At 68.7% G+C, this 12,725-nt stretch carries 14 protein-coding genes; 5 read left to right on the forward strand and 9 right to left on the reverse strand.

Annotation, left to right across the window (positions count from 1 at the left end; translation table 11 throughout):
- Window positions 1-82: 82 nt before the first annotated feature.
- The 5 genes from proB to rplU all read right to left on the reverse strand — a co-directional run bounded on the left by proB (window position 83) and on the right by rplU (window position 3,956).
- On the reverse strand, window positions 83-1,216 hold the full coding sequence (gene proB / locus KCG34_RS15840; RefSeq protein ID WP_249138350.1) for a glutamate 5-kinase: 1,134 nt from the start codon (window positions 1,214-1,216) through the stop codon (window positions 83-85).
- A complete protein-coding gene (obgE, locus tag KCG34_RS15845; RefSeq protein WP_211936606.1) occupies window positions 1,204-2,247 on the reverse strand; it encodes a GTPase ObgE in 1,044 nt (347 codons plus the stop codon). The genes proB and obgE overlap by 13 nt, the downstream gene beginning before the upstream one ends.
- 196 nt (window positions 2,248-2,443) lie before the next feature.
- Window positions 2,444-2,977: a GNAT family N-acetyltransferase gene (locus KCG34_RS15850; RefSeq protein WP_211936607.1), complete on the reverse strand. Its 534-nt coding sequence runs from the start codon at window positions 2,975-2,977 to the stop codon at window positions 2,444-2,446.
- A gap of 143 nt (window positions 2,978-3,120) precedes the next feature.
- Window positions 3,121-3,393 (reverse strand): 50S ribosomal protein L27, encoded by a 273-nt coding sequence (gene rpmA, locus KCG34_RS15855; RefSeq protein WP_211936608.1) that lies wholly within the window; start codon window positions 3,391-3,393, stop codon window positions 3,121-3,123.
- Window positions 3,394-3,416: 23 nt separating this feature from the next.
- A complete protein-coding gene (gene rplU, locus KCG34_RS15860) occupies window positions 3,417-3,956 on the reverse strand; it encodes a 50S ribosomal protein L21 (protein ID WP_211936609.1) in 540 nt (179 codons plus the stop codon).
- Between the two features lie 186 nt (window positions 3,957-4,142).
- Here rplU and KCG34_RS15865 point away from each other — a divergent pair, with 186 nt between their 5' ends.
- Entirely contained in the window at window positions 4,143-5,195 is a 1,053-nt protein-coding gene (locus KCG34_RS15865; RefSeq protein WP_211936610.1) for a CobW family GTP-binding protein, read from the forward strand.
- A 206-nt stretch (window positions 5,196-5,401) separates the two neighbouring features.
- Here KCG34_RS15865 and KCG34_RS15870 read toward each other — a convergent pair whose 3' ends face one another.
- Window positions 5,402-5,839, reverse strand: a complete 438-nt coding sequence (locus tag KCG34_RS15870) for an ExbD/TolR family protein (protein WP_211936611.1) — start codon at window positions 5,837-5,839, stop codon at window positions 5,402-5,404.
- 166 nt (window positions 5,840-6,005) lie between these two features.
- Here KCG34_RS15870 and KCG34_RS15875 point away from each other — a divergent pair, with 166 nt between their 5' ends.
- A complete protein-coding gene (locus KCG34_RS15875) occupies window positions 6,006-6,980 on the forward strand; it encodes a WD40 repeat domain-containing protein (RefSeq protein ID WP_211936612.1) in 975 nt (324 codons plus the stop codon).
- 66 nt (window positions 6,981-7,046) lie between these two features.
- Here the strand turns inward: KCG34_RS15875 and KCG34_RS15880 are convergent, their stop codons facing one another.
- Window positions 7,047-7,715, reverse strand: a complete 669-nt coding sequence (locus KCG34_RS15880) for a nitroreductase (protein WP_211936613.1) — start codon at window positions 7,713-7,715, stop codon at window positions 7,047-7,049.
- A gap of 90 nt (window positions 7,716-7,805) precedes the next feature.
- Between KCG34_RS15880 and mtgA the strand changes: the two genes are divergently transcribed.
- From mtgA to rarD, 3 genes are all read left to right on the forward strand, one after another.
- Window positions 7,806-8,501, forward strand: a complete 696-nt coding sequence (gene mtgA / locus KCG34_RS15885; protein WP_376788223.1) for a monofunctional biosynthetic peptidoglycan transglycosylase — start codon at window positions 7,806-7,808, stop codon at window positions 8,499-8,501.
- Window positions 8,502-8,755: 254 nt separating this feature from the next.
- On the forward strand, window positions 8,756-9,784 hold the full coding sequence (locus KCG34_RS15890; protein ID WP_211936614.1) for an aspartate-semialdehyde dehydrogenase: 1,029 nt from the start codon (window positions 8,756-8,758) through the stop codon (window positions 9,782-9,784).
- The gene (gene rarD, locus KCG34_RS15895) at window positions 9,784-10,695 is read left to right on the forward strand and encodes an EamA family transporter RarD (protein WP_211936615.1); all 912 of its coding nucleotides are present in this window, start codon (window positions 9,784-9,786) and stop codon (window positions 10,693-10,695) included. The genes KCG34_RS15890 and rarD overlap by 1 nt, the downstream gene beginning before the upstream one ends.
- Here rarD and KCG34_RS15900 read toward each other — a convergent pair.
- A complete protein-coding gene (locus tag KCG34_RS15900; protein WP_211936616.1) occupies window positions 10,692-11,822 on the reverse strand; it encodes a serine hydrolase domain-containing protein in 1,131 nt (376 codons plus the stop codon). The genes rarD and KCG34_RS15900 overlap by 4 nt on opposite strands.
- Window positions 11,823-11,826: 4 nt before the next feature.
- Window positions 11,827-12,675, reverse strand: a complete 849-nt coding sequence (locus tag KCG34_RS15905; RefSeq protein WP_211936617.1) for a PfkB family carbohydrate kinase — start codon at window positions 12,673-12,675, stop codon at window positions 11,827-11,829.
- Window positions 12,676-12,725 lie beyond the last annotated feature (50 nt).

A 12,725-nucleotide genomic window follows, 5' to 3' on the forward strand; every position in this document is an offset into this window, starting at 1 on the left:
GTTCAGGACAACCCCAAATTTTAGCGCTCTATGACCTGGATCCCGGCATTCGCCGGGATGAGCGGATATTTTGGAGCGATCGCTATCCCCGTCCAAGCGCCAAGTCGTCGGCGTGGATCAGGGTCGGCCCCTCGGTGTAGCCGAGCACCGCTTCGATGGCGGCGGACTTCAGGCCCTTGATGCGGTCGGCGTCGGCGGCGTCGTAGCGGGAGAGGCCGCGGGCGATTTCGCGGCCGTCCTCGGCCTGGATCAGGATCGCGTCGCCCTTTTCGAAGCGGCCCTCCACCTGGCACACCCCGGCGGGCAGGAGGGACTTGCCCTGGCGCAGGGCGGCGGCCGCGCCGGCGTCGACGGTCACCGAGCCCTGGGGCGCCAGCGAGCCGGCGATCCAGGCCTTGTAGGCGGCGGCCGGGGAGACGTGGGGCTCGAACAGGGTGGCCTTGGCCCCGGCCTCGACCGCGCCCAGAGGGGCGGGGCGGCCGCCGATGGTGATCAGGGTGGCGCAGCCGGCCGCGGCGGCGATGCGGGCGGCCATCAGCTTGGTGGCCATGCCGCCGGTGCCGACACCGGCCGCGGCGTTGGCGCCGCCGGCCATGGCGTCGATCTCGGGCGTCAGCTCGCGCACCACCGGGATGTGCCGTGCGCCCGGATCGCGGCGCGGGTCGCCGGTGTAGAGGCCATCGACATCGGAGAGCAGCACCAGGAGGTCGGCGCCGATCATCTGGGCCACGCGGGCGGCCAGGCGGTCGTTGTCGCCGTAGCGGATTTCTTCCGTCACCACGGTGTCGTTCTCATTGACGATCGGCACGACGCCGAGGCCCAGGAGGGTCTCGGTGGTCGCCCGCGCGTTCAGCCAGCGGCGGCGGGTCTCGGTGTCGTCGCGGGTGAGCAGCACCTGGGCCGCGGTCATGGCGTGGGGGGCGAAGGCCTCTTCCCAGGCGTGCATCAACAGCGACTGGCCGGCGGCGGCGGCGGCCTGTTTCTGCGGCAGGTCGAGTTTCTTGGCCATCAGGCCCAGGCGCTTGCGGCCCAGGGCCACGGCGCCGGAGGAGACGATCAATAGCTGCTGGCCGCGGGCCTTCATCCGCGCGGCGTCGGCGGCCAGGCTGGCCAGCCAGGCGCGGTCGGCGTCGGCGGTGCGCGGATCGATCAGCAGCGCCGAGCCGACCTTGACCACGATCCGCCGGGCGGAGGCGAGGTCGGTCAAGGCCTCCAGCCCTCATCCTTGGGGCCTTCGATGGCCCGCTCGCTCTCCCGCGCGGCGCGGATTTCGATATGGGCGGCGCGCAGCACCTCCTCGACCCCTTCGCCAGAGACGCCGGAGACCAGCATGGGCATGCGCCCCGCAGCCTCGGCCAGTTCCTCGGCGAGCAGGATGCGGCTATCCTCATCCAGGGCGTCGACCTTGTTCAGCGCCAGGATCTCGGGCTTTTCCGCCAGGCCCTCGCCATAGGCCTCCAGCTCACCGCGCACGGTGCGCCAGGCGCCCACGATATCGTCCTGGGTCCCGTCGATCAGGTGGATCAGGACGGCGGTGCGCTCCACATGGCCCAGGAAGCGGGTGCCAAGGCCGGCGCCTTCCGAGGCGCCCTCGATCAGGCCGGGGATGTCGGCGAGGACGAAGCGTTCGTTGGTGGAAAGATCGACCACGCCCAGGCCCGGCGTCAGGGTGGTGAAGGGATAGTCGGCGATCTTGGGCTTGGCCGCCGAGACGGCCGAGAGGAAGGTCGACTTGCCGGCGTTGGGCAGGCCCACCAGGCCCGCATCGGCGATCAGCTTCAGCCGCAGCCAGATCCAGCGCTCCTCGCCCGGCAGGCCGGGATTGGCGTGGTCGGGGGCCTGGTTGATCGGGCCCTTGAAATAGGCGTTGCCGAAGCCTCCGTTGCCGCCTTTCAAGAGCCTGACCCGCATCCCCGGCTTGTCGAGGTCGCAGATCAGGGTCTCCTTGTCCTCGTCCAGCACCTGGGCGCCCACGGGGACCTTGAGCACGATGTCCTCGCCATTGGCGCCGTGGCGGTTGCGGCCCATGCCATGGCCGCCGGTCTGGGCCTTGAAATGTTGCTGGTAGCGGTAGTCGATCAGGGTGTTGAGGCCATCAACCGCCTCGATCCACACGTCGCCGCCATGGCCGCCGTCGCCGCCGTCCGGGCCGCCATATTCGATGAACTTCTCGCGCCGGAACGAGACCGCGCCTCCGCCGCCGTCGCCGGAGCGGATGAAGATCTTGCACTGGTCGAGGAATTTCATGGCGGTGTTTTGCTTGAGGATTGGGGGCGCGTCGAGGTTTTCCCTTCTCCCCTTGCGGGAGAAGGAGGGGCCCATGGCGAAGCCATGGGAGGATGAGGGGTCGAGCCGGCCTTTGCGGCGAGGTCCGCGAGACCCCTCATCCTCCCACGCCCTGCGGGCGCGGGCCCCTCCTTCCCCCACAAGGGGGGAAGGGTTTTCAGGCGATCCAGACCATCATCCGCGTGTCCACCACCGCGTCGCGGGCGGTGGAATAGCGGGGCTCGATGACGCCGGTGTAGAGGAAGCCGGCCTTCTGCAGCACACGGCCCGAGGCGGGGTTGTCGATGAAGTGGCCGCTGATCACCGCGCGGGCGCGCTTCTCCTGCTTGATCCAGGACAAGAGCGCCAAGGCCGCCTCGGTGGCGAAGCCGCGGCCCCACCAGGGCCGGCCCAGCCAGTAGCCGATCTCCGGGCCGAACTGGCCGGTGGGATGCATGCCTATCAGGCCGACCACGCCGTCGTCCTCGTGCTCGATGGCGAACACCGCCTCGCGGCGATAGTCCAGGGCGGCCATGCGGGCCAGGAAGCCCTCGGCCTCGCCGCGGCTGTAGGGGTGCGGAATGCGGGTGGTCATCCGCGCCACGCCGAGGTCATTGGCCAGGGCCGCCACGCGCGGCGCGTCGGAAAAGGCCGGGGCGCGCAGGGCCAGCCTGCGGGTCTCGATCTTGGGCGTTCGTTCGATGACGCTCATTTTACGCCTCCCGGGACCATGCGATGGCCCCAAAACCAGAATGGGGGATCCGGCGCTCCGGATCCCCCACTCGGGTAGCTCGGCTTCCGGATCGCAGCTTATTTAGGGCGCGATCCGAAAATGTAAGGCGTCGGATCGCTGGGCTATTCGGCCGGCTCGGCCGCGGCGGCCACGACGTTTACATAGGTTCGGTCGTCGCGCTTGGTGACGAACTTCACAGCGCCGTTGGCGGTGGCGAAGAGGGTATGGTCCTTGCCAAGGCCGACATTGGCGCCCGGCCAGAACTTGGTGCCGCGCTGGCGGACGATGATGTTGCCGGCCAGCACCTGCTCGCCGCCGAACTTCTTTACGCCAAGGCGGCGGCCATCGGAATCGCGACCGTTACGCGAAGAGCCGCCGGATTTCTTGTGTGCCATGGTGGGTCTCCGGGTAGATCAGATTACGCTTCGTCGCCGGCGTCGGCGGCGGGAGCCTCGGCCTTGGGGGCCTTGGGCTTGGCGGCGCGCTTCGGCTTGGCCGGGGCTTCAGCTTCGACGGCCGGGGCCGCTTCCACCGGGGCTTCCACGGCCGGGGCGGCCGCGACGGCCAGCTTCAGGCCGCGGGCGCGGGCGTTCAGCTCGGCGCGGGTGGTCAGGTCGATGGCGCCGTCCCAGGTCTCGCTCTTGCCGTCGGCCTTCAGGCCGGTGATGCGGACCACGGTCTCCAGCTGGCGATGGCCTTGGGTGCGACGATAGCCCTGGCGGCGGATCTTCTTGAACACCTTGATCTTGTCGCCCTTGCGGGTCTCGATCAGGGCGCCTTCGACGACGGCGCCGTCCACGGTCGGGGCGCCGACCACGACGTCCGCGCCTTCGCCCAGCATCAGGACTTCGTTGAACGCCACCTTGGCGCCCGGCTCGCCCTCGAGCTTTTCGACGACCAGCAGGTCGCCGGCCTTCACTCGATATTGTTTGCCGCCGGTTTTGATGACCGCGTACATCGCGTTCGCCTTAAGATAAATCGCAAAAGGAAGCGCCCGCGAGTTTGGCCCGCGGGCGAGAGGCGGGCTTTATACAAGCACGCGCTTCAGAGTCAACGCTTTGGCGCCGAAACTTGGCGGTTCGATTCAGGGCGCGTCATGCCGAGACCCTGGCGGCGAGGCCCACTCTCTACTAACTAGCAGCGCATGACTCAAACCGCCCCGCTCAAGACTCCCGTGACCGTGCTGACCGGCTATCTCGGCGCCGGCAAGACCACGCTTTTGAACCGCATCCTCTCCGAGGACCACGGCAAGCGCTACGCCGTGATCGTCAACGAGTTCGGCGAGATCGGCATCGACAACGACCTGGTGGTCGGCGCCGACGAGGAAGTGTTCGAGATGAACAACGGCTGCGTCTGCTGCACGGTGCGGGGGGACCTGATCCGCGTGGTGCAGGGCCTGGCCAAGCGTAAGGGCGGGTTCGACGCCATCGTGGTCGAGACCACCGGTCTGGCCGACCCCGGCCCGGTGGCCCAGACCTTCTTCGTCGACGACGACGTCAAGGCCAAGACCCAGCTGGACAGCGTCACCACCGTGGTCGACGCCAAGCACATCCTCTTGCGGCTGTCGGACTCGAAGGAGGCGCGCGAGCAGATCGCCTTCGCCGACCAGATCGTGCTGAACAAGACCGACCTGGTCTCGGAAGACGACCTGAAGATGATCGAGGCGCGGCTGCGCCGGATCAACCCGCTGGCGCCGATCCACCGCGCCCAGCGCTCCAACGTGCCGCTGGAGGCGATCCTGGGCCGCGGCGGCTTCGACCTGGAGCGGATCCTGGACATCGAGCCGGAGTTCCTCAATCCGGCGCATGGCGAGGAAGGGCATGTGCATGACGAGCACTGTGACCACCATGACCACGATCATCACCACCACGGCCATGATCACGACCACGCGCGCCACGACGACGACATCAAGGGCGTGTCTCTGCGGCTCGACAAGCCGGTGGACGCCAACAAGGTCACCCGCTGGCTGAACGAGCTCCTGGCCGCCCAGGGGCCGGACATCCTGCGCGCTAAGGGCATCCTCGACGTCAAGGGCGAGGACCGGCGGCTGGTGTTCCAGGCCGTGCACATGATCCTGGAGGGCGACATGCAGGGCCCCTGGCGCAGCGAGGCCGACCGCTACAGCCGCATGGTGTTCATCGGCCGGAACCTGGACGAAGCGGCGCTGAAGGCGGGGTTCGAGGCCTGCGCGGCTTAAGGGTCGCGCCCACAGATTTCCTCATCCTGAGGCGCCCGCGCAGCGGGCCTCGAAGGACGCAATAGCGCCGCCGCTGCGTGCTTCGAGGCTCGCCGCTTTGCGCCGAGCACCTCAGCATGAGGAGTGAGGCTACGCGGAAACACCCCCAAAACGAAAACGGCTCCCGCGAAGGGAGCCGCCTCGTAATCCGGTTTCGGATGAAACGCTTACAGGTTCTCGGTGATCAGCGAGACCTTGTAGTAGCCTTCCGACTGCAGCTTGTTGATCACCGACATGAAGGCTTCGTAGTGCACGTCCTTGTTGGCGCGGATCAGCACGGGGTCGTTCTTCGGGTTGGCGGAGCCGTTGCGGATCTCGGCGCCCGAAAGGTCGGTGACCAGATTGTCGAGGCTGGTCGGAGTGTCGACGATGTCGATCTGGCTGTCGCTCTGGATCGAGATGTAGACGGGCTTCTTTATCTCGTGGGCCTGATCCGGAGTCGCCGGCGGCAGGTCGATCTTCACCGCCAGGGTGGCCGCCGGGATCGACACCATGAAGATGATCAGCAGCACCAGCATCACGTCGACGAACGGCGTCACGTTGATATCGGAATTCTGGCCGAGGCCGTACTTCCCGCCCGTCTTTCCACCCAGCTTCGCAGCCATATATCCTCTCCGGAGTAGCCCGCGACCGGCGGACCCGCATAGTTGGCGAGACTTCAATCACACCCCGCCCCCCGAAGTAAAGGGGCTCTGATCACGGAGCCTGCCGTAAGGTCGCATTGTCAACGCCCTGGGCAAGGCGGCGCCCAATGGGGTATGCGCGAGCGCCATGAAGCAAGCATTCGACGCCTATGTGACGGCCGCCCTATTCGACAAGACCGGCCAGGCCCTGTTCGCCCTGGGCGACGGCACGGTCCGCACCGACGCCGGCGCGACCCTGGCCGCCCATGACGGGGCGGTGCTGTGCGCCTGCGCCCATCCCTCAGGCGAGGGGGTGGTGACCGGCGGGGACGACGGGCGGCTGGCCTGGAGCAGGGCCGGGGGCGTCGCCGAACTCGCGGCGCTGACGGGCAAGTGGATCGACGCGGTGGCCGCCAGCCCGGCCTCGGGCCTGATCGCCTTCGCCGCCGGGCGCGAGGCGCATATTCGTGACGCGGCTGACGCCGCGTTCGCCCGCATATTCGCCCACGACAAGAGCGTCGCCGACCTGGCCTTCGACCCCAAGGGCCGGCGGCTGGCGGCGGCGACCTACGGCGGAGCGGTGCTGTGGTACGCCCGCATCGCCGAGCAGAACCCGGTCAAGCTGAACTGGGCCGGCAGCCACATCGCCGTGGCCTTCAGTCCGGACGGGCGCTTTCTGATGTCGTCGATGCAGGAGAACCAGTTGCACGGCTGGCGGCTGAACGACGCCAAGGACCTGCGCATGGGCGGCTATCCGGCCAAGGTGAAGAGCCTGGTGTTCATGGCCAAGGGCATGCTGATGGCCACCAGCGGCGCCCCCGGGGTGGTGGTCTGGCCGTTCGGCGGCGCCAATGGCCCGATGGGCAAGGAAGCCGCCGAGATCGGCTTCGACGAATCGACCCTGGTGGCGCGGGTGGCCGGCACGCCGGACGGGACCATCCTGGCGGCGGGGCTGGACGACGGCCGGGTCTGGGCCTGCGACCTCACGTCGCGCCGGATCGAGCAGATCAAGGCCGAGAAGGGCTCGGCGATCACCGCGCTGGCTGTGACCAGGGACGGCGGGCGCCTGGCCTGGGGGGATGAGGACGGGCAGGTTGGGGTGAGCGAGCTGGAGGGGCTTTAGGCTCCGCCACCCAAGACCGTCATGGCTCGGCTCGTCCCGGCGAAGACGGGAAAATATGGCGGTGAGCTACTCGAACCCCCTCAGCTCCCCCCAGACCTCGAACGGATCGCGCCGGGTGCGCAGGGTATTGATCGGCGCATCCTCGTCGCGGAAGCCCATGGCCATGCCACTGAACAGCATGTGGTCCTCCGGCAGATCGACGAAGGCCGCCACGGTCTGCGGCACGCGGGCCCAGAACTCCTGGGCGCAGGTGGAAAGGCCGCGCTCCTCGGCCAGCAGCATCACCGTCTGCATGTACATGCCGAGGTCGGCCCACTGCGGCGGGCCGAGCTTGCGGTCGAGGCAGAAGAACAGGCCCACCGGCGCGCCGAAGAACTCGATGTTCTTGGCCAATTGGCGCAGGCGCCCGGCCTTGTCCTCGCGGGCGATGCCGATGCTGGCGTAGAGGTCCTCGCCGCAGACGAAGCGGCGGGTGCGGAAGGGGTCCCAGAGGTTGGGCGGATAGACGTCGTATTCGGTGGGCTCGCCGCCGCCCGCCATGGAGGCCGCGGCCTTGGCCTTCAGCTCGGCCAGGGGCTGGCCGGCCAGGGCATAGACCCGCCAGGGCTGCAGGTTGCCGCCGGAGGGAGCGCGGGCGGCGATCTCCAGGATCTCGCGCACCAGAGCGCCCGGCACCGGGTCGGGCTTGAAGGCGCGGACGGAGATGCGGCGCTGCACGGCTTCGGTGACGGTCATTGGGCAGTCCTGGAGACAGAATCTTTCGGCCTCGCTAGCATCAGGCCCCAGCGTCAAGGCAAGCGGATTGAGTCGGGGTTAGGCGTGGCGGTGAAGAAGGCGCGGGGCGGCTGTCTGGGCCGGCTGGTCGGTCTGGTGCTGATCCTTTTCATCGCGCTCCCGATCGGGAGCGTGGTGCTCTATCGCTTCGTCCCGCCGCCGATCACCATCCTGATGGTCCAGCGCCTCATCGAAGGCCACGGCATGGACTACCGCTGGAAGCCGCTCGACAAGATCTCGCCGGCCCTGGCCCAGGCGGCGGTGGCGTCCGAGGACGCGCGGTTCTGCGAGCACCACGGCTTCGACGTCCAGGCCATGGAAAAGGCCATGCAGCACAATGAAAAGCGGCCCAAGAAGATCCGCGGCGGCTCGACCATCAGCCAGCAGACGGCCAAGAACGTGTTCCTGTGGCCGGGCCGCGACTATGTGCGCAAGGGGTTAGAGGCCGGCTACACGGTGCTGATCGAGACCGTGTGGGGCAAGCGGCGGATCATGGAGGTCTATCTCAACGTGATCGAGTTCGGCCCCGGGATCTATGGCGCCGAGGCGGCCAGCCAGCGGTTCTTCCACGAGCCCGCCTCGGCCCTGACCCCCGCCCAGGCGGCGCAGCTGATCGTGGTGCTGCCCAGGCCCCTGAAATGGAACGCCGAGGCGCCGGGGCGCTATGTGGCCAAGCGCTCGCGGGTGATCGGCGGGCGCATCGGCACGGTGCGCGAGGATGATCTGGCGGGGTGCGTGCTGGATTAGGGGGCAGGCAAGCCCGGATTCTCATTTAAATCCGCTCATCCCGGCGAATGCCGGGAACCAGATCATATGGCTCAGACATCGGTCCGTTTGCACAGGGGCGATTCCCAAATGCCAGCACTCTGTCAACTGGTTCCCGGCATTCGCCGGGATGAGCGGGGTGGGGGCGAGGCAAAATGTTGCGCTGCGGCGCCTTGTAACGCCCCGTTCGAGGGCGTATCTCCCCCGAACTCTGTTTCAAGCCAAGGAGATGCATGATGGGTTACCGGGTGGCCGTTGTCGGCGCCACGGGCAATGTGGGCCGCGAAATGTTGGCGATCCTCGAGGATGTGAACTTCCCCGTGGACGAAATTTACGCCGTGGCCTCGCGCAACTCCATCGGCGTCGAAGTCAACTACGCGGACAAACGCATTTATTGCCAGGCGATCGACGACTTCGACTTCTCCAAGGTCGACGTGGTGCTGATGTCGGTGTCGGGCGCGTTCTCCAAGGAATGGTCGCCCAAGATCGGCAAGCAGGGCCCGATCGTGATCGACAATTCGTCGGCCTGGCGCATGGACCCCGACGTGCCGCTGATCGTGCCGGAGGTGAACCCGGACGACGCGTCTCTGGCGCGGCGCAAGAACATCATCGCCAACCCGAACTGCTCGACCGCCCAGCTGGTGGTGGCTTTGAAGCCGCTGCACGACGCGGCCAAGATCAAGCGGGTGGTGGTCTCGACCTATCAGTCGGTGTCCGGCGCGGGCAAGGCCGGCGTCGACGAGCTGTGGGACCAGACCAAGGCCGTCTTCACCCTCGGCCCGACGGAGCCGAAGAAGTTCCCCAAGCAGATCGCCTTTAACGTCATCCCCTTCATCGGGTCGTTCAACGACGACGGCTATACCGACGAAGAGGCCAAGATGTGGAACGAGACGCACAAGATGATCGATCCGGCGATCAAGCTGACGGTCACCTGCGTGCGCGTGCCGGTGTTCGTCGGCCATTCGGAATCGGTGAACATCGAGTTCGAGACCCCGCTGGACGAGGACGAGGCCCGCGAGATCCTGCGCGACGCCCCCGGCGTGCTGGTGGTCGATAAGCGGGACGACAAGGGCTACATCACGCCCAAGGAGGCCCAGGGCGAATTCGCAGTCTATGTCTCGCGCATCCGCAACGACCACTCGGCCCCCAACTGCCTGAACATGTGGGTGGTGTCGGACAACCTGCGCAAGGGCGCGGCCCTGAACGCCGTGCAGATCGCCCAGCTGTTGCACGAACGCGGCATGCTGGAAAGGGCCCACGCCTGATGAGCCAGCCCTCCGCGCCGGCTCCGGCGCGGGGGGCGCTGATCGCCGGGATCGCCTGCTACACCCTCTGGGGCGTCCTGCCGCTCTATCTGCGCGCCGTGGCCCAGGCCGGCGCCAGCCCGCTGGAGATCATCGCCCATAGAGCCGCCTGGTCGGCGCCCTGGGCCGGGGCGCTGGTGCTGCTGGCCGGCCAGCGCCGCCAGGTGGCGCAGGTGTTCGCCACGCCGCGCACCCTGGGCCTTCTGACCCTTTCGGCGCTGCTGATCGCCGGCAACTGGGGGCTGTTCGTGTGGGCGGTGGCCAATGGCCACATCATGGAATCCAGCCTCGGCTACTACATCAACCCGCTGCTCAACATGGCCATGGGCGCGGTGCTGTTCCGCGAGCGGCTCGACCTGTTCGGCAAGACCGCCATCGGCCTCGCCGCCGCCGGGGTGCTGGTCCAGGGCGTCGCCCTCGGCCATCCGCCGATGATCTCCCTGGCCCTGGCCTTCAGTTTCGGCTTCTACGGCCTGATCCGCAAACAGGTCGCCGCCGAGGCCCAGACCGGCCTGTTCGTCGAGTGCCTGGTGCTGCTGGTCCCGGCCGTGGGCTATATCGCCTGGCTGCAGACCCATGGCGCCGGCCACTTCTTCGCGTCCCCCGGCATGACCGCACTTCTGGCCTTCGCCGGCCCGGCGACTGTCGTGCCCCTGGCCCTGTTCGCCTGGGCGGCGCGGCGGTTGCCGCTTTCGACCGTAGGCTTTTTGCAGTTCATCGGCCCGACCATGCAGTTCATCATCGGGGCCGAGGGCGGCGAGCGCCTGACGCCGGTCATGGTCGCCTCGTTCAGCCTGATCTGGCTGGGGGTCCTGGTGTTCGTCACCGGCGCCTGGCGCGCCAGCCGGCGGGTGGAGTGGCGGGAGGCCTAGATCGCCTCGTAGGCCGCTTCGATCAACCGCTTGGCTCTGGGGTCGCCCACCAGCACGGCGGACTGGCGGTTCATCACATAGGCGCCCGAGACGCCGGTCTCCGGGTCGGCGAAGGCGCAGCTGCCGCCCCAACCGTAGTGGCCGAAGGTCTCAGGCCCGAAACCGAACACGTTCAGCCCCTCGTTGCGCATCAGCCCGGCGCCCCAGGCGATGTCATAGGGCAGGACGAGGTCGCGGCCGTGGATGCGTTTGCGTGCGGCTGCTGCGGCCACGCCGGGGGCCAGCACCGCCTGGCCGTCCAGCCGGCCGTCATTGGCGAAGGCGGCCATCAGCCGGGCCAGGGCCGGGGCGGTGGCATGGCCGTTGGCCGAGGGGATCTCGGCTCGCCGCCAGTCGGCGCCGCTGCGGCCGCCGGGCGAAGACCACTTCTCCAGGAAGGCGGCCTTCTTGGCCGGCGTGATCTCGCCGAGGTCCGGCGCGGCGGGCGGCCGCCTCAGGTCGGCGCAGCGGCCGTGTTCGCTGTCCGGCAGGCCGATCCAGAGGTCGAGGCCGAAGGGTTGGGCGAGGTCTTCGCGCAGGGCCGTCCCCATGGTGCGGCCATCCACCCTGCGGAAGATCTCGCCGGCCAGGTAGCCATAGGTCACCGGGTGATAGCCGCTGGCGCTGCCCGGCGGCCAAAGCGGCGCCAGGGCGGCCAGGGCGGCGCAGAGGCCGTCCCAGTCGAACCACAGGGTCGGGTCGATCGGCTGGACAAATCCCGGCAGGCCGGCCTGGTGCGACAAGGCCTGCTCCACCGTCACCGCGCCCTTGCCGTGGGCGGCGAACTCGGGCCAGAGCTCGGCCACCGGCGTCGCATAGTCCAGCCGCCCCTGGCTCACCAGCCGCGCCACCATCAGGGCCGCCACCGCCTTGGTGGTGGAGAAGACCGGGGTCAGGGTGTCGGGGCCGAAGGGCTGCTGGCCGGCGCGGTCGCGGATCCCGGCCCAGAGATCGACCACCACCTGGCCCTCGAGCGCCAGGGCGAAGCGCGCGCCCTGCTCCTGGCCTTCGGCGAAATTGGCGGCGAAGGCCTCGCGCACGGGCTCGAACTGGGGCGGGCAGGTCCCGAAGATTTCAGTCTCGCTCATCAGGTCAGACCAGCCTTTCGATACGCACATTGGACGAGGCCTGGCGCAGGCGCGGCCCCATGGCCACCACCGGCAGTTCGCTGGCGGCCCAGGCCTCGGCGGCCGCCACCGTCTCATAGACGGCCCCCACCGCCCGGGCCATGGCGTAGGAGATCGGCTGGTCCTCGACCAGGGCGGCGGCGAAGAGGGCGGTGAGCAAATCGCCCACGCCATTGGGCGCCTTGGCCAGGCGGGCGTGGGCGGCGACCCAGGCCTCCGGCCCGTCGGCATAGACAACCGCCAGGTCAGAGCCGTGGCGCACGGAAGAGACCAGGGACGGCTTGCCGACCACCCGCCCGGCCGCCCGGGCTGCGCGGGCGTCGCGCACCGGGGTGCCGGTCAGGCGCTGCATCTCCCAGGCGTTGGGGGTGATCAGGTCGGCGCGCGGAACCAGCTCGGTCACCAGGGCCTCGGCCACCTCGGCGTTGACATAGAGGCCCTTGTCGTCGTCGCCCATGATCGGGTCGACAATGATCCGCGGCTTCTTGGCGTAGGCTCCGCCGCGATCGGCGGCGCGGATGCGGTCGATGGCGGCGGCGGCGGCGCGCACCTGGGCGCCGTTGGCGAAATAGCCGGTGATGACCAGGTCGACCACGCCGAACAGGCCGTTGGCCTCGACCCCGTCCAGGACCCCCTGGAAGGTGTCCAGCCGCACCGGATCTCCGCCCGGCGCGCCCCAGCCCGGGTGGCGGCCGAACAGCACGGTCGGGACCAGCACCGGGTCGATCTTCAGCTGCGACAGGGCCAGGGCCTGGACGAACCCGCCCACGCGGCTCGAGGCGACGTGGCTGGACAGGATCAGGGCGAGGGGCATGCGCCCCTTATCGCAGAGCCTGTCGCGAAGTCACCCCGCAAGGCGCGGGG

The organism is Phenylobacterium montanum (genome assembly GCF_018135625.1).
Lineage (GTDB): Bacteria > Pseudomonadota > Alphaproteobacteria > Caulobacterales > Caulobacteraceae > Poindextera > Poindextera montana.